This is a genomic window from Bradyrhizobium sp. CCGUVB23, assembly GCF_024199885.1.
Classification (GTDB): Bacteria; Pseudomonadota; Alphaproteobacteria; order Rhizobiales; family Xanthobacteraceae; genus Bradyrhizobium.
Genome location: NZ_JANADQ010000001.1, coordinates 4,749,747 through 4,766,264 on the forward strand (window position 1 = coordinate 4,749,747; position 16,518 = coordinate 4,766,264).

Below are 16,518 nucleotides of genomic sequence, written 5' to 3' on the forward strand. Positions count from 1 at the left end.
AGCCTCTCCCGCAAGGCGGGAGAGGCAGGTTGTTCAGAGCCCGAGGTCAGCAAGCTTGTCGACCGTATCCTTGTTGATCGGCAGGAGGTTGTCGGTGATGATGTTGTGGGTTTTCGGGTCGGGATGAACGACCCCGAGGCCCTCAATCGTGTCGCCGTCCTTCACCTCCTGTCCTCCGGCCAACATCTTGCCGACGCGTACGAACACGCGCCCCGCCTCGGCCGGATTCCACATGAACCCGCCCAGGATAGCGCCCTCCTTTATCAGCTTGCGCCCCTGTCCTGGCGAGAAGGGCCCGACCACGAATACCTTGCCCACCTGGCCCTTCTCTTCGATCGCGCGACCGGCGCCGATCGGACCCTGGCTGCCGAATGCGAGGAAGCCATGCAGGTTGGGATGCGCTGCAAGCAGGTCGAGCGCGGTCTTACGACTGTCGTCGACGTTCTCGGCCACGCCGTAGCGATCACCAACCTGTTTCATGTCTGGATAATGGACTTTCAGATAGGCGATCGCCGCGTCGGCCCAGGCGTTGTGGAGGGGAACCGTCAACGAGCCGACGTAGACCGCGTATTCGCCCTTGCCGCCCATCGTCTTGGCGAGCAACTCCGCGTGTGCTTCGCCAAAGCCCTTGGCGGAGGCGAGTTCGAAGTCCCAGTCTTTGTTCTGGATGCCGGGGCCCTCATGCGCGACGACCTTGATGCCCGCCTCGCGCGCCTTCTGCAGTACGGGCTCCAGCGCCTTCTCGTCATTCGGAACCACGCCGATGACGTTCACCTTCTTGGCGATCAGATCCTCGATCGCGCGGACTTGAAGCGCCGGGTCCGCGCTGGTTGGGCCGATCATCGTCGCGTCAACGCCGCCCTTCGCCCCCGCTTCCTTGATGCCGGTCTCCATGGCGTTGAACCACGGAATACCGCCAATCTTAACGACGACGCCCATCGTGGGCTTGTCGGCCGCGTAGGCGCTGGCGCTCAGCATTGTAGCGAGAGCTGCGCCCACCAGCAGGGCGCGCCGCGTTGCAGAGACTTTCATCATGACGTTTTTCCTCCCATGGACGCGCAGTTGCGCATTTTGCGGATCAAACGATCCGGTTCCTCTGGATCAGGATCACGACCCAGAATTCGAAAGTTTCAGTGGCGGATCATCCCCGAAGGGCCTGAGCCGCATTCGCCCGGGGCGAGCGCGGCCGGCTGCTCTCCGGGGGCGAGGCCGTCGATTCACGGATTTTAATTTCGCACGGTAGAAGAACGTGCTTGGCGGGCGCGTCGTCTCCCTTGATGCGGGCGCTCAATCGTTCCCACAAGATCCGCCCCATCTCGCGCACCGGCTGGGCGATGGCGGTCAACGGCGTTGCGCGGGCTCGCATCCAGGCGTAGTCGTCGAAACCGATCAGCGAGATCTCGTGCGGTAGGCGAAGGCCGCGTTCGGCCATTGTCGTCAAAGCCGTCAGCGTCGTCGCATTTGTCAAAGCCTGGATCGCCGTGGGCGGTGAATAGCGGTCGAACCATTCCGCGAGCTTCTGAGACGCTAGTTCGACGTCGAACCCCAGCTCGACGATTGCCGGTTTAGGCAGCCCCTTTGCGCGGAACACCTCGCTTGCGCCTCTGCAGCGTTGACGAATATTGGCGAGGCGCAACGATGTGGCGGCGACGAGGATGTGCCTGTGGCCGAGGTCGATCAGATGCTGGGCCGCAAGGCGGCCGGCTTCCTCGTTGTCGACCGAAACCGTGTCGGCGCCCAAATTGCCGGTCACGCGGTCGGCGATGACGTAGGGCGTCCTCGATGCCTCGACAAGCGCGCGTCCCGGAAAATCATCGGAGCAGGGGATGACGATCAAGCCGGCCGGTCGCCAAGCGAGGACGGCTTTCAGCTTGGAGCGCTCGATGAATTCGTCGCCGTGGGAACTAGCGACGATGACCTCGTAAGAGTTGCCGAGACACTGCTCGACTGCCGAAACGATCGAGGTGAAAAACGGGTTGTCGAGATCGGGAACGAGGATGGCGACGATTTTCGCATCGCCCGAGCGCAACATTGAAGCGAGAGGGTCCGCCCTATAATCGAGCACTTTGACGGCGGTCTCGACTCTCTTGGCGAGCTTAGGGCTCACCGGCTTGCGGCCAGTCAGCACATTCGAAACGGTGGCCGGAGACACCCTTGCCATCTTCGCCACATCATTGATCGAACTTGATTTTTCGACCATGATCTTTGCGCTTCCCCCTTCGAAAATCGTTTTACTGAAAAAACGTTTCTACGCCCGCTTGGGAAAAATGCAAGCAGCAAAGCCGCCGTGACCGTCTCGTCAGCGCGAGCGGCTCGTGTCGGTGCAGAGAAAGAGGCGGAGATTCAAGCGCGATCGCCACCAAGGCGCGCGGTGTGAAGCTCGGCAACCCGCACGGCCCCAAGCCATTCACTGCCGAGGCAAGACTGCAGGGCGCCGAGGCTCTACGTCAGCAGGCCGACGCTCGCGCGCAACAGCTCAGCGAGATCCTGGCCGAGTTCGCAGGCAAGAGTGCGAACGCCCTCAATGATCGCAAGCTCCCGACCGCGCGCGGCGGCAAGTGGACAGCACGTTCGATCATCAACGTTCGCGCTCGCCTCGAGGAACACGAAGGCGGGAGCTGATACCTATCGCGACCAATAGGAACGACCTCCTTCCTCTGCCCTTACGGCAGCGAGGAAGAGTGCGGATGGATCACGCAACGTCAGATCGCTGAAAGGCTCCGCAAGAAGATGAACTAGGACAGTTGCCTCGGGTGGGGAAAAGCAATCTTCGGGGCTCACGTCTGCTTAGCCCCCAACAGCGGCACGAGAGCAGACATTCCGGAACCGCCATTTTGGGCAGGATGACGACAAGAAGCCGCTGAGCGCGCAAGAGAATACAGAGCCCACAAACGAAGCGCGGAAGATCGTGCAAGAATACGCCGAATCGGCCATAATCAAAAATCGCTGGAGTATGGGTGGGCTATGACGCCAACGTGTCGACCATGACTTTGGCCTTCTTCAGATCGTCGGTGTCGAAGCCTTCGATGAACCAGTTATAGACCGGAGCGAGCAGGTCGCGAGCCTCGTCGCGTTTGCCTTGGTCGCGCCAAAGCCGGGCCATGCTCGTTGCAGCGCGCAGCTCCCAGGACCTCGCCTGCTGTCGACGTGCAATGTCGAGCGCGCGCTCGAAGTCGGCCTCGGCCGCAGCCCTGTTCCCACTTCGTAGAATCAGTTTACCCTTAGTGCGGTAAAGTTCGGCCTCGCACCATTGTTCTTTGGTGCTCTGTGCCATGGCGATCGCGCGGTCGATTACGTCAAGCGCTTGGTCATGCCGCTCAAGCTGGGAATGTGCCATTGCGAGATATGACATCACGAATGGGACATAGATCGTGGCGCCCGTCGAATGATAGGTCTCAATCGACGAGACCAGGGTGTGAACTGCTTCGGACGCACGGTCGGTCTGCACCATCAGGCAGCCTTGCCACATCAGCCCGTTCGCGCTCCAATACGACGATCCCTTGTCGTCGGCGAGCGCGACGAGCTCCCTCGCACGATCACCTGCCTCGGCAAGGTCGCCCAAGAGGATCAGTGTCGCGGTGGAATGCGCCAAGGCATGCATCAACGTCGCGGCTTGATCAATGTCCCGGGCGCAGATGAACGACCGGTTGGCATCCCTGCGCGCTGCCAGGGGAAAACCAAGAAGCCAGTTGGTCCGCGACCGCCATTCCAAGATTGCGACCTGGGCGTCCGTGCCAAAACGCGTTGCCAAGGCGCGGTGCTCCGTAGCATCAAATAGCGCGATCGCCTGATCGAGATGCTCTTTTCCCGTCGCGGGGATACCGACCGACATCAATGTCACTCCCATCATGCGATGGGCGAGCAGGAGCGGGCCAGAGTTGGGCTGCTTTGTCGCAAACTGCATGAACTGATAGGCGAGTTCGTGGGCGGCGTCACCGTTGAACGCGGCGATGTTGACCACCCAAAAACCATAGATGACCGAGAACAGGAGCAACGAGTCCTCGGGCGGTTCCCCGATCGCCTCCGCTTGCTGGATGAGGACGCGGGCACGCTCCGCGGCGGCTTTGGTTTGCTCGGCACCGTAGCCCTTGGTGTGCATAAGAACGGTCAACAGTTCGACCTGGAGCGCAATCTGCTCGCGGCGCAGCGAGGGCGTCGATGGCAAGGTCCCGATCAGGCCAAGCGCCCGACTCAATTGAGCCTCAGCCTCCGCCAGTGCCGAATGCGCATGGGAGCGTCGTCCAGCTGCGCCCCACAGCGCCGCCGCGCGCTCGAGGGCGCCGGCCTCCGTATAGTGATGCGCGAGACTTTCGGGAGATCCCTGGACGACATCCGGCCTCTGCTGTTCGAGTACACGGGCGATACGAAGGTGAAGCTCCCTGCGGGCTGGGCGCAGCAACGTGCCGTAGGCTGCGTCGCGCACGAGCGCATGTTTGAAGACATAATTTTCTCGTGACGGACTGCCCTGTCGGAAGACCAGTCCGGCTTCCACCAATTGTTCCAAAGGCCGCTTCAGCTCCTCATCGCTTCGTGACGCCACTGCGGCCAACAGAAAGTGCGAAAATTCTCGTCCGATCGCCGCGCCGATCTGGGCGATCGCCTTGACCTCTGTGCCCAGCCGATCGAGCCGCGCCATCAAGGAAGCATGTAAACTGGCGGGCACCGCCAGCGCTGGAGAGGGAACCGCGGCTGCAGTCTTCACCGCTCCCCACTCCCCCCCGGCCTCCAGCACAGCCTTCGTCATCTCCTCGACGAACAGTGGGATGCCGTCGGTGCGCTCGATAATCTCCGTTCTGAAGTCCGCCGGCAGCAATTTGTCGCCGACGACGCGATCGATCATGCTGCCGACCTCGCGATACCCGAGCCGATTGAGCGCAAGAGCGGTCACGTGCGGTTGTCCGGTCCAGGGTGCCTCGAACTCGGGTCGGAATGTCACGATCATGAGAACGGGAACTCTTGCGATCAGATCGACCATGCGACCGAACGCTTCCAGGCTCGTGGGGTCGCCCCAATGTGCGTCCTCCACGATCATCAGCACGGGGCTGGAGCGCGCCAGGCTCTTCAATTGAATGCCGAGCGCTTCCAGCGTTTTCTGACGCTGCTGTTCGGGAGCAAGCTCCAGAGCGGGGAAGCGGCCGTCGTTGGGAAGTGACAGCATCTCGGCCAATAGCGCAGCGTCCTGCCGGGACGTCCGGCTCTGTGCCAGCAGGAGATCGAGCTTGTCGAGCTTTGTTTGCGGTGTGTCGCCGACCGCATATCCGGCGGCATGTTGAAACTGTCCGATGATCGGGTAAAAGGCGCTGTCCGTGTGTTGAGGCGAGCAGAAATAGCGTAACCGGGTGTGCGGTTCGGCTGCGATCCCCTCCATTAAAGCCGCCGAGAGCCTTGATTTGCCTATCCCGGCCTCGCCAGATAACAACACGACGTGGCCTTCGCCGCTCTTTGCTCTCGCCCAGCGTCGCAAAAGTAGCTCAAGCTCCTCTGCTCGTCCGACCAGTTCAGTCAGCCCGCCGGGGTGCATGGCCTCAAAGCGGCCCTCGATAGAGCTTGCCTGGAGCACGGCGAAAGCTCTCACTGGTTCGCTGATCCCCTTAAGCTCCTGTGGCCTGAGGTCCCGCAGGTCGAAGAGATTGCCGAGGAGTCGACGCGTAGTCTCGGCAACAACTACCGTGTTCGGCTCGGCAACGGCTTGCAGGCGAGCCGCAAGGTTCGGCGTCTCGCCGACGATACTGCGCTCCTGCGCTTCGCCAGACCCGACGAGATCGCCAACAACCACCAACCCAGTCGCGATACCAACGCGGGTCTGTAGCGGAACGGACAATTTGAGCGCGTCCACTGCAGCAATCATTGTTAGAGCGGCGCGCACGGTCCGCTCGGCGTCGTCCTCGTGCGCGTGCGGATAGCCGAAATAAATGAGGGCGCCGTCGCCCATGTATTTGGCGACGAACCCTCCGTAGCGGCGCACGGTGTCGGCGACGCACGTCTGATAGGCCGAAATGACCTCGCGCAGATCCTCTGGGTCCATACGTGTGGATAGGGCAGTCGAGCCGACAAGGTCCGAGAACATCACCGTAACCTGGCGGCGCTCCCCAGCGTCATTGGTGACTTTGCGAGTATCGGAAGGAGAGTCTCTTAGGGGCAACAGTGCGGCCGGTTCAGCCCGTAAAGCAGCGATGGCATCGAGTAGCTTACGGCGATGCCCGACAAGTCCGACACCAAGATCCTTCAAGTCCTCCGCCGTTAAGCTTGGCAGGATCGAGTCGTCGATCGCATTCTCGCGGAACGCCGCCTCGTATTGTTCGAGACCGAGCCTCCGCAGCCAACCCCGGAGATCCATGACAGCGCCCCAGTTTGCCTAGCCCGCAATGATCCCCCAGGCACGACAGGCTGTCTAGAGTATCGTCGAATGGCCGGAGTCACGAGCGGTAAGGTTCAGATCAGCAAATGTTTTCCGGTCTTCGACTCCGGCCTGATCGGGTCCTAACGTCGGCGGCGCCCCGCCCATCCAATCCCCGACATACGGACCGGGCGAGGCAGCGGGCGCATCAGCGATCAATTAGCACATTTCGCGGTGTCAAAATGCACGGCCCGGCCGGCTTCACCCTGACCGGACATGCAACTTCGTTAGGTGGTCTTACTTAGTCGATTACTCCACGAGCCGCAGCCGACCGTGGTCGGTTTGCTTGTGAGGGTGGCGTTCGCTGGCCCATTGCGGCTCCGGCTGCGAAGGCCACAACCGGAGCAAATCGAAAAAGATCCCCTTTGACCAACTGAGGATTAGGCGTGCTGTCCTGCGCGCTGCGGCAGGACAAAGACGAGCGCTGCAATCGCGAACGCCAGGGCAATGGAGGCGGTGTAGCGACTGAGAGCCATGCCGCCGTGATCCAGCGGCTTGTCCAGGAAGTCGCCGACGGTCGCGCCGAGCGGCCTGGTCAGCACGAACGCGATCCAGAACAACAGAGTGCGGGACGTTCTGGTCCACAAGTAAGCGGCGGCGACGATCGCAATGCCGGCGGCGAAGACGATGGCACCACCGCGATAGCCGAGCCCCGTCGAATCCGCCATCCAGTCGCCAAGGGCTGTTCCAAGGGTCTGCGAGAACAGGATCGTGATCCAATAGAAGGTCTCAGCCGTCTTGCTGTTGATCGATGCGATCGAGACCGACCCCATCGTTCGGTACCAGATTGCGAGCGACGCAACGAGCAGGCCCGCGAGTAGAGACGAGCCGCCGAGATAACCGATGCCGAGCGATCGATCGACGAAGTCGGCGAATGTCGTGCCGACGGTCGTGGTGGCGACGATGACGGCCCAATATAGAAATGGATGCTGCCATCTGTGCGGCGACAGCGACCGCGAATGCAGCCGCGAAAATTGCGGTGCCGACGAGATAACCGAGATCCATCGACATGGTCACAGCATCGCCGCCGGTTTCGCCGAGCGTTGTGGCCAGAATCTTGATAATCCAGAATCCCAGCGTGACCGCGGGGACTTTGCCGATGTCATTGGCGACAGCGTTGTCGTTCATGAGATTCATGAGAGTTCTACTCCAGCAATAGGTCGGCGACGGTCGAAACCATCACCGGATTACGTCCGGGATGACGCGAGGGGCTTCAGGCCTTCATCGAATCCATGATCGACAGCAGGTTGGCGAGCGCCTTCTTGCATTTTGCGGTGTCGGGATTGCTTTCGCGGAGCGCCTCGAGAGCCCGATCGATGGCCTTGTCGATGGTGTGCCAGTCGGCTGCCGCGCGCGGCTTCAGTCCCGCTTCCGCTTCGTCCCATCGGGTCTCCAGGTCCTTGATGCGCGTCTTTGCGCCAGCGAGGTCGCCCTTGTCGACGAGAGCCGCCACGTCGGCGGCGATGCTGCGGAACGGAGTCAGGTCACCAAGCTTAGACTGAGCAGCTTCCGCGTGGGGGAGAAGGGAGACTGCGCCCTCAACGTAAGGAAGGGATTGAGCGAGGGTGACCACGAAGATTGCCGTGGCGCATTTGGATATGGTCATGGTTGCACTCCTTGAATGGTGGATTTGCAGGTCGTCCGGATGGGGAATTCATTCGCCGACGAAGGCTCTGCGGCTGGGGTCGCGCTCAAACGTCAGCCACGCGACAAGCGCGACTATGACCGTGAGGAAGGCGAGGCTGGTATAGATCGTGCCGAGACCAAGCCCGCCATAGTCGCGGGACTGGGACAGAAGATCTCCGAGCGAAGCGCCGAGCGGGCGCGTCAGGATGTAGGCGAGCCAGAAGGTGAGGACTGCGTTGGCGCCGAGCGCATAAGCGGCGGCGATGGCCGCGATCAGCGCAGCGAACGCCACGACGCCGACGTTGAAGCCCAGACCCAGTGCTTCAGTCGCGAGATCTCCAGCGGCGGTGCCGAGGGCGAAAGTGAAGAGGATGGCCGCCCAGTAAAAGAGTTCGCGCCGCATCGTGACGATGGTGTGGATCGACAGCGTCCGTTCCACCGCGTACCAGACGGCGAAGATCGCTGCCAGGGTCGTCGCGAACGCCGCGGTGCTGACGTAGAGGCTGATCTCGAGCTTGTCAGTGAGCGTATCGGTGATCTGCGTGCCGACGATGCTGACCAGAACGACCGTCAGCCAGTAGATCCACGGAATATAGCGGCGCGCGCACAGCTGCAGGATCAGCGCACCGATCAGGAGACCGGCCATCCATGCCATGGTCAGGTTTGCGCCGAGACCGACATGGACGGCAAGATAGTCGGAGCCGGTCTCGCCGACGGTGGTCGAGAGGATTTTGATGGTCCAGAAGATCAGCGTGACCTCCGGAACCTTGTTCAGCATCGGAGATGGACGCAATTCCCAGGTCGTGGACATGTGGGTCTCCCCGAAACGAGTCGCCCCCAGGCGACGCCAGAGATTGGCCATGGCCGACTTAGGTGCGCCTTAGGGCCAGGGTTGTCCTGCGGCGCCGAGACCCACTTTTTTGTCAAAGCATTGTGAAGCGCGACACCTTCCTAAGTCTGCGCTAAGTCTGGAGCACAAGAATTAGGCAAGTCCGGCTCTGGCCTCCCGGATGAGGGAAAGGTGATGCGAGTTCTGCTGATCGAGGACGACAGGATGATCGGCACGGCCATGCAGCAGGCGCTCAAGGATGCAGCCTATGCCGTTGATTGGGTCACTGATGGCGAGACCGCGATCCACGCAGCGGAGAACGAAGCTTACGGGTTGGCCCTGCTCGATCTTGGGCTGCCGAAGGCAGACGGCCGCGAGGTGCTTCGGCGCCTGCGCACGCTGGGCCGGAGGCTCCCCGTGATCATCGTCACCGCGCGGGACGGCGTCGATGACCGGATCGACGGACTCGATCTCGGCGCCGACGACTATCTGGTGAAACCATTTGAGATTCGCGAACTGCTGGCGCGCATGCGCGCCGTGCTCCGCCGCGAGGGCGGAGGCTCCCCGCCGCTTTTGAGCAATGGCAAGCTCAGTCTCGACCCGGCGACGCGGGAGGCGTCCTTTCTCGGCGAGAGCGCACTGCTCACCGCGCGCGAATATTCTCTGCTGCAGGCGCTGCTTGCGCGGCCGGGCACGGTTCTGTCGCGCAGCGAGCTCGAACGGCAGATTTACGGCTGGAATGAAGAGGTCGAGAGCAATGCCATTGAATATCTGATCCACACCATCCGCAAGAAGCTCGGAGTCACAGCGATCCGTAACTTGCGCGGTGTAGGATGGATGGTGGACCAATCATCATGATCAGGTCGTTGCGCGGACGTCTCTACGTCGGGTTGACCGCAATCATCCTGCTGACCGGCGCAATCGGCAGCATGTTCGCCTACCGGTGGGCGTTCGGCGAGGCCATCGAGCTGCAGGACTCGATCCTGATCCAGCTCGCGAGCCTGGCGCAAAATGCCAGTTTCAGCGGCGGCCAGCCTCTTCACGGCGTCGAGGAAGACACTGAGGTCTGGCTCATCGAGTTGGGAAAGACGCCGCGGGGCTCGGCAGACGATCGCCAGCTCTTCACCCTGCAGGATGGTCTGCAGGTCGCAACGTGGAAAAACCAACCAGTTCGGGTGCTGCTACGGACACGACCCGACGGCAGCCGGTTTGCCGTGGCACAGCCGACCGCTATTCGAGACGAAACCGCGCGCGATGTGGCGTTTCGCACGCTGCTTCCGATCGCGGCGCTCATTCCCTGCCTGATGGTGGTCACGGCGCTTGTCATTGCGTACTCGCTGCGCCCGATGGTCCGGCTGGCCGGTGATCTCGATGCAAGACGCGCCGATGACATGACCCCGTTGCCGCTTTCGGCGATGCCCAGCGAGCTGCAACCATTCATCACCTCGATCAACGGCCTGTTGGCGCGAATGCGGCTCTTGATGGATCAGCAGCGGCGCTTCGTGGCCGATGCTGCGCACGAGCTGCGCACGCCGATCACCGCGCTGAGCCTGCAGGCGGAAAACCTTGCGTCGGTCGCGCTCCCCAAGCGGGCGCGGGAGCGCGTTGCCGCGCTCAGGCTGGGTATGCATCGCACCAAGCATCTCCTGGAGCAATTGCTCGCGCTGGCGCGGCATGAAGCGGCTCCGACCGGCCTTGCCGAAAAGCCGCTGGCCGCGCTCGACCATGTGGCGAAAGAGGTCGTGGCCGATCTGCTGCCCGAGGCAGCCGATCGGGGCATCGACCTCGGCTTCGCGCTTGTCGAACCTCTCACGGTGCGCGGCGAGCCGGCGATGCTCGCAGCCATCATCCGCAATTTGCTCGAGAACGCGCTTCGCTTCACGCCCCGGGGCGGGACGATCGATATCGGAGTTTATCGAGAAGACGGCATGGCGATCCTGCAGGTTGAGGATACCGGCCCTGGCATCGCATCGGCCGACATGGATCAGGTTTTCGAGCCGTTCTTCCGCGGCTCGCGCCCGGAGGGAGAGGGGACGGGTCTTGGCTTGTCCATCGTGAAGCGCATTGTCGATAGCCTGGGTGGCAGAATTGCGCTGGAGAACATCGCGGGCATCGGCCGGTCGGGACTCCGTGCCACGGTTCGGCTGCCGATTGCCGGCGATCCGGATTCATCACCCAGCAAAGGCAAGGAGAGTAGAGAAACCCAAGCACCGGAACCGGGTTGCGGCTAAGTCGCAGCCAAGTTTGACGGGAGGAAGTGGTCTGCAGAACCACATTTCGCGAGGGGGCGGCAACAGGAGGTCAAGCATGAACAGGACGAGCGCCCTTATCATCGCCGCTGCTACGGCGAGCCTTGTCGGATTTGCGCCCGCATCGCTTTATGCGCAGCCAAGCAGCACCGAAAAGCCTGCAGTCCCGGAAAAGAACCCGCCCGGCGACATTCCCGACAATCAAGTCTTCATCGAGTACAGCTCACCGCTGGGCTTCAAGATCAAGGTTCCGGAAGGATGGGCCCGCCGCGAGACCTCGGACGGCGTCACTTTCAATGACAAATACAACACGATCGCCCTTGTCATGTCGCAACGCTCCGACGCGGTGACCGTAGCTAACGTCAAGCAGCAAGACGTTGCTGAACTCGAGAAGACGGGCAAGGCGGTTCGCGTCACGGCCGTCAAATCCGTCAAGCTTCCCGCGGGTTCGGCCGTGGTGGTTAGCTACAGCTCGAATTCCGAACTGAATCCGGTGACCGAGAAGGCGATCCGGGAGGAAAGCGAGCGCTATTTCTTCTGGCAGAATGGGAAGCTCGTCACCTTGACCCTATCCTCGCCGTATGGAGCCGACAACGCCGATCAATGGAACCTGATGTCGAAGAGCTTCCGGTGGCAATGACATGGCCGTCCTGGAGGCTTTCGATCTCTACCGGTTCTTTCACACACCGGAATCCGAGACGCTCGCGCTGCGCGGTGTGAGCCTGCGACTCAATGAGGGCGAGTTGGTCGCTCTCGTAGGCCCGTCCGGAAGCGGCAAATCGACCTTGCTGGCCTGCCTGTCAGGTCTCGATGAGCCGGACGGAGGGCATGTCGAACTGCTCGGGCAGCGTTTGACGCGCCGCACCGAGGCCGAACGCGCGCGCCGCAGAGGCGCAAATATCGGTATCCTCATACAGTCGCGCAATCTGTTTCCTTCGCTCTCCGTAACCGACAACATCGGGCTCGCGATGTTCATTGCCGGGAAGATGGACAACGACCGGACAAAGCACCTGCTGGCGGAAGTCGGCCTGGCGAATCGTGCAGCAGCGCGGCCGGGTCAGTTGTCGCGAGGTGAATTGGCGCGGGCGGGTCTCGCTGTCGCTCTGGCCGCCGCGCCCCGCATCCTTCTCGCCGATGAGCCGACCGGCGAGGTCGATGCGATAACCGAAAGCTCGATTCTCGACCTGTTGAGCAAGCAATGTAGCGCCGGCGTTGCCGTTCTGGTGGCCACCCATAGCCAGGCGCTTGCCGCGCGCGCCGACCGGATCATCCATCTCCGGGACGGGAGGATCGGCGATGCCTGACATCCTCGTCGAAGGCAAGGACGTGGCACGCCGCTTCGGCCATGATGTCGTTGCCCTGCAACCGGCGTCGTTTGCGATCCGGAGTGGCGATCGCATAGCCCTGCTTGGCCGCTCCGGCAGCGGAAAATCGACACTGCTTCATCTGATCGCTGGGCTCGACACGCCGAGTGGTGGCGGACTGAGCTGGCCCGCGCTTGGCCCGAATATTGCGCTTCGCCCAACTTATATCGGCATCGTCTTTCAGGCGCCGAGCTTGATCCCGACCTTGAGTGTCGTCGAAAACGTCGAGGTGCCGCTGCGGATAGCAGGACGCATCTCTTCACCGCGCACTCGAGCGGTGGCAGCGCTGGAGACGCTTGGTCTGGCTGACATCGCCGACAAAATTCCGGACGAACTGTCAGGAGGACAGGCGCAGCGTGTGGCGTTGGCGAGGGCAATCGCGCTCAAACCCAGGTTGATCCTAGCCGACGAGCCGACGGGGCAACTCGATCAGCTGATCGCCCGGCAGACGGTGGACGCGTTGCTGGATTCGATCGAGGCAAGTGACACGGCGGCCGTCGTCGCCACGCACGATCCCTCGGTAGCGGAACGTATGAAGACGACCTGGCTCCTAGATCACGGCGAGCTCCGATTATCGGCCGAGATGGCAAGCACATGATACGGCTTTGGCTAAAGGGTGTTCTCGCAGGACATTCGGGCCGCTTTGTCGGTGCCGCGGTCGGACTTGCTCTGCCGGTGGCGCTGCTCGCATCGCTCGGAACATTTGTCGTCGCCTCCTCCGAAAGCATGGCGCGTCGCGCGGTGGCGGGCTTGCCGGTGGACTGGCAGGTTCTTCTCCTACCCGGGGCGGATCCGGCCCCGGTGATCGAAGCGATAGGCAAGGCCGCTCGTTACGAAGGTTTGCAATCCGCGGGCTATGCGGACACTGAGGGATTTTCCGCAACAACGGGTGGGACGACGCAGACGACAGGACCGGGCAAAGTGCTCGGCCTTGAGGCCGATTATCGCCAAATTTTCCCGGGTCAGATCGCGCTCATCCTGGGCTCATGGGACGGCGTGCTGGCGGCCAGCCAAACGGCCGCCAATCTCCATATCGTGCTTGGCGACACTGTGACGATCCAGCGCGTGGGCATGGGACCAGTCGACGTCAAGATAGCAGGCGTCGTGGCCCTGCCAAATGCCGACTCGATGTTCCAGGCGATCGGCGTCTCCAAGAATCTTGCGCCGCAAGCACCGCCGGACAACGTGCTGCTCATGCCGATGACGCAGTGGCAGGGCAGTTTCAACCCGCAATCATCCGTGCGGCCGGCTACCGTCCGAACCGAAATCCATGTTCGCTTTGATCGCAGCATCTTGCCGCCGGACCCAAGCGCTGCCTTCATCCAGGCGCAGCGCACGGCGAACAATTTCGAGGCTCGCGTTGCGGGCAGTGCCGCGCTGACCGACAATCTGGCCGCGCGCCTTGATGCGGTGCGCGCCGATGCGCTTTACGCGCGAGTCCTGTTCCTGTTCCTTGGCATTCCCGGCGTCGTTCTGGCGCTGCTGGTCACGCTCGCAGTTGCCTCGTCCGGCTCGGAACGACGACGTCGCGAGCAAGCGCTGTTGCGTCTTCGCGGCGCATCCCGTCCGCAGGTGTTACGTCTGGCCGCGATCGAAGCGACGGCCATCGGAGGCCTCGGCGTTGCCATCGGTCTCGTCCTTGCGGTCATCATAACCTTGGGCTGGTGGCGGTTGGAAGATTTGCGCCTTGCCATGCCGTGGCTGATCCCTGTCGGTGCCATTGGCTTGGGCTTTGGCAGTGCGGCCTTCCTCGTTCCAGCGTGGATGGATGCAACTAGAACGTCGATTTCTGCCGCCCGTGCCGAGGCCGACCGACAAACGTCTCCGCTGTGGCAACGGCTCTGTGCGGACATCGCCATCCTTGCCGTGGGCGTAATCGTCTTTTGGACAGTCGCAAGATCAGGCTACGAGATTGTCGTGGCGACGGAAGGCGTGGCGCAGACCTCTGTGCATTATGAAGCCTTCCTGGCGCCGCTGTGTCTCTGGATCGGTGCCGGCTTGCTGTGGCTGCGCCTGACGAGATGGACTCTGGGACCGCGCCACAGCTTGGTTGCGGCTCTCCTTGCGCCATTTTCACCTGCACTTGCCCCTGTCATCGCCGCCTCCTTGTCGCGCCAGCAAGGTCGTATGGCGAGGGGCGTCGCGCTCGTGGCGCTCGCATTCGCCTTCGCGACGGCGACAGCCATTTTCAACAGCACCTACAATGCGCAATCGCGCGTCGATGCCGAACTGACCAACGGCGCCGATGTCACCTTGACGGGAACGTCCTCTCATCCTGCCGGCGAGCTTGTATCGGGGCTAAAAGCCATTCCGGGCGTGGTTGCGGCCGAACCGATGATGCATCGTTTCGCATATGTGGGCGCGGACCTGCAAGACATGTTCGGGATCAATCCGGCGACGATTGGCAAGCTGACTACGATCTCGAACGCCTATTTTGCGAATCATGATGCGGCAAAGTCGCTTGCGCTTCTTGCCGAGACAGACGACGGCGTTTTTGTTTCACAGGAGACGGTTGATGACTTTCAGCTGCAACTTGGCGATCGCCTGAATCTGCGGCTCCAGAGCGCAAGCGACCACCAATATCATGTTGTCCCGTTCAAATTCATCGGAATTGTCCGTGAGTTTCCGACAGCGCCCAAGGATTCGTTTCTGGTCGCCAAGGCGGACTACATCGCAAAGCAAACTAGCTCCGACGCCCACGAGGTTGTCCTGTTGCGAACATCGGGCGACACGGACACCGTCGCGGCAGCCGCGCGCAAACTCGCGGCGACACAAGGCGGCACAAAGGTCACTACGCTTGGCGAGACACAGGCGCTGATCAGTTCGAGCTTGACTGCCATCGATCTGCGCGGCCTGACCGCGTTGGAGCTCGCGTTTTCCGTGCTGATGATCGCTGGCGCCACCGGCCTTGTTCTGGCGCTGGGACTCGCCGAACGCCGGCGCAGCTTCACTATTCTATCGGCGCTTGGCGCAACGCCAAGACAACTTGGCGCCTTTCTCTGGGGCGAGGGGCTCTTCATCGTGATTGGCGGGGCGATGATGGGAATAGTCGTGGGCCTCGGCATAGCCTACGTGCTGGTGTCTCTCCTGTCAGGCGTGTTTGATCCGCCGCCGGATACTCTGTCGGTGCCATGGCTCTACGTGACGGTAGCGCTTGTTACGGCACTGGTCTGCGGCTCGATCGCGATAGCTGGAACGCTGGCTCTGTCAAGAAACGCGAATCTGACCGAACTACGTGGAGGTTAGGCGCACATCCGGTTCCTTGCCGGTTTCCGATAGGCATCGGTAATTCGTTGGTATGGGCCTCGAGAGGATACTATTCCGCGACAAGAAGGGGGGATCGCCCGATCACCCTGACGTAGGAGGCTGTGATAGCACCCTTTAAGAACCGATTAAGCCTTGGCACTCATACTTGCGCTTATGAGAGTTGCAAGGGCCACACGTGTTGCTCTCCTCGTGCTTCATTTCGCGGACGAGCAATTTCACGACGCTCGATATACCCGAGCGACTGCGTCGGTGCTTGCTCAAATCGAAGATCATTTGGATAGCGACTATGCTTCCCTAGGGGCGCTCAATTGTGAGCCAGGCGAAACCAAGATCACTTGCCCGGTACCGAGAGATCATCGACCATGTGGATGAACTGATCAGCGCGCAGCTGGCGACCCCACTTTACAGCGACGATCTGGCGCGGCGAATCGAAACGTCCGTGCGAACTTTACAAGAGGCCGCACGGGCTATTCATGGTGTGAGCCTTCACAGCTACATTCGCCTGAAGAGGTTGAGGTTCGCGCATTGTCAGCTCAAAAGCGGACTACCGGGTCAATCTGTGAAGGCTGCGGCGCTTGACAGCGGGTTCTGGCATATGGGCGAGTTCTCGCGTCTATATAGGAGCGTGTTCGGCGAAGCGCCTTCGACTACGCTTGCGCGCGCTAACCGTCCCATGGAGACCGGGAGCCCTGTGGTTAGAAAGCGGTATCCATACAGTTCAAATCAGAACGAAACCACGAGGGGCTCCTTATGAATTTACGGCTATAAGGACGAAGTTGTTTGGGA

The 16,518-nt window shown here is 61.6% G+C and carries 14 protein-coding genes and 1 pseudogene; 8 read left to right on the forward strand and 7 right to left on the reverse strand.

Annotation, left to right across the window (positions count from 1 at the left end; translation table 11 throughout):
• Positions 1–33 precede the first annotated feature (33 nt).
• Together NLN62_RS21895 and NLN62_RS21900 are read right to left on the reverse strand one after the other, a co-directional pair.
• Positions 34–1,032: an autoinducer 2 ABC transporter substrate-binding protein gene (locus NLN62_RS21895; protein ID WP_254113613.1), complete on the reverse strand. Its 999-nt coding sequence runs from the start codon at positions 1,030–1,032 to the stop codon at positions 34–36.
• Between the two features lie 109 nt (positions 1,033–1,141).
• Complete coding sequence (locus NLN62_RS21900; protein ID WP_254110156.1) at positions 1,142–2,200, reverse strand: LacI family DNA-binding transcriptional regulator; 1,059 nt, start codon at positions 2,198–2,200, stop codon at positions 1,142–1,144.
• Between the two features lie 173 nt (positions 2,201–2,373).
• Between NLN62_RS21900 and NLN62_RS21905 the strand changes: the two genes are divergently transcribed.
• On the forward strand, positions 2,374–2,622 hold the full coding sequence (locus tag NLN62_RS21905) for a hypothetical protein (protein WP_254110157.1): 249 nt from the start codon (positions 2,374–2,376) through the stop codon (positions 2,620–2,622).
• A gap of 340 nt (positions 2,623–2,962) precedes the next feature.
• Here the strand turns inward: NLN62_RS21905 and NLN62_RS21910 are convergent, their stop codons facing one another.
• The 4 genes and pseudogenes from NLN62_RS21910 to NLN62_RS21925 form a co-directional block, all read right to left on the reverse strand.
• A complete protein-coding gene (locus tag NLN62_RS21910) occupies positions 2,963–6,337 on the reverse strand; it encodes an adenylate/guanylate cyclase domain-containing protein (protein ID WP_254110158.1) in 3,375 nt (1,124 codons plus the stop codon).
• Between the two features lie 440 nt (positions 6,338–6,777).
• Positions 6,778–7,525, reverse strand: a pseudogene (locus NLN62_RS21915) (hypothetical protein).
• Between the two features lie 85 nt (positions 7,526–7,610).
• A complete protein-coding gene (locus NLN62_RS21920) occupies positions 7,611–8,003 on the reverse strand; it encodes a hypothetical protein (RefSeq protein WP_254110159.1) in 393 nt (130 codons plus the stop codon).
• Positions 8,004–8,051: 48 nt separating this feature from the next.
• Positions 8,052–8,834 (reverse strand): hypothetical protein, encoded by a 783-nt coding sequence (locus tag NLN62_RS21925; RefSeq protein ID WP_254110160.1) that lies wholly within the window; start codon positions 8,832–8,834, stop codon positions 8,052–8,054.
• 213 nt (positions 8,835–9,047) lie between these two features.
• Here NLN62_RS21925 and NLN62_RS21930 point away from each other — a divergent pair, with 213 nt between their 5' ends.
• The 5 genes from NLN62_RS21930 to NLN62_RS21950 all read left to right on the forward strand — a co-directional run bounded on the left by NLN62_RS21930 (position 9,048) and on the right by NLN62_RS21950 (position 13,063).
• Positions 9,048–9,710, forward strand: a complete 663-nt coding sequence (locus NLN62_RS21930; protein WP_254113616.1) for a response regulator transcription factor — start codon at positions 9,048–9,050, stop codon at positions 9,708–9,710.
• Complete coding sequence (locus tag NLN62_RS21935; RefSeq protein WP_254110161.1) at positions 9,707–11,083, forward strand: HAMP domain-containing sensor histidine kinase; 1,377 nt, start codon at positions 9,707–9,709, stop codon at positions 11,081–11,083. Before NLN62_RS21930 ends, NLN62_RS21935 begins: the two co-directional genes overlap by 4 nt.
• 76 nt (positions 11,084–11,159) lie before the next feature.
• Positions 11,160–11,741 (forward strand): hypothetical protein, encoded by a 582-nt coding sequence (locus NLN62_RS21940; protein WP_254110162.1) that lies wholly within the window; start codon positions 11,160–11,162, stop codon positions 11,739–11,741.
• 1 nt (position 11,742) lies between these two features.
• Complete coding sequence (locus NLN62_RS21945) at positions 11,743–12,405, forward strand: ABC transporter ATP-binding protein (protein WP_254110163.1); 663 nt, start codon at positions 11,743–11,745, stop codon at positions 12,403–12,405.
• 22 nt (positions 12,406–12,427) lie between these two features.
• Entirely contained in the window at positions 12,428–13,063 is a 636-nt protein-coding gene (locus NLN62_RS21950; protein ID WP_254110164.1) for an ABC transporter ATP-binding protein, read from the forward strand.
• 635 nt (positions 13,064–13,698) lie between these two features.
• Here the strand turns inward: NLN62_RS21950 and NLN62_RS21955 are convergent.
• Entirely contained in the window at positions 13,699–14,001 is a 303-nt protein-coding gene (locus NLN62_RS21955; RefSeq protein ID WP_254110165.1) for a hypothetical protein, read from the reverse strand.
• On the opposite strand from NLN62_RS21955, the gene NLN62_RS21960 reads away from it, so the two are divergent.
• Both NLN62_RS21960 and NLN62_RS53510 read left to right on the forward strand, forming a co-directional pair.
• On the forward strand, positions 13,948–15,711 hold the full coding sequence (locus tag NLN62_RS21960) for an FtsX-like permease family protein (RefSeq protein WP_371933128.1): 1,764 nt from the start codon (positions 13,948–13,950) through the stop codon (positions 15,709–15,711). The two genes, NLN62_RS21955 and NLN62_RS21960, sit on opposite strands and share 54 nt — an antisense overlap.
• 385 nt (positions 15,712–16,096) lie before the next feature.
• Positions 16,097–16,486 (forward strand): helix-turn-helix domain-containing protein, encoded by a 390-nt coding sequence (locus NLN62_RS53510; protein ID WP_371933129.1) that lies wholly within the window; start codon positions 16,097–16,099, stop codon positions 16,484–16,486.
• Positions 16,487–16,518 lie beyond the last annotated feature (32 nt).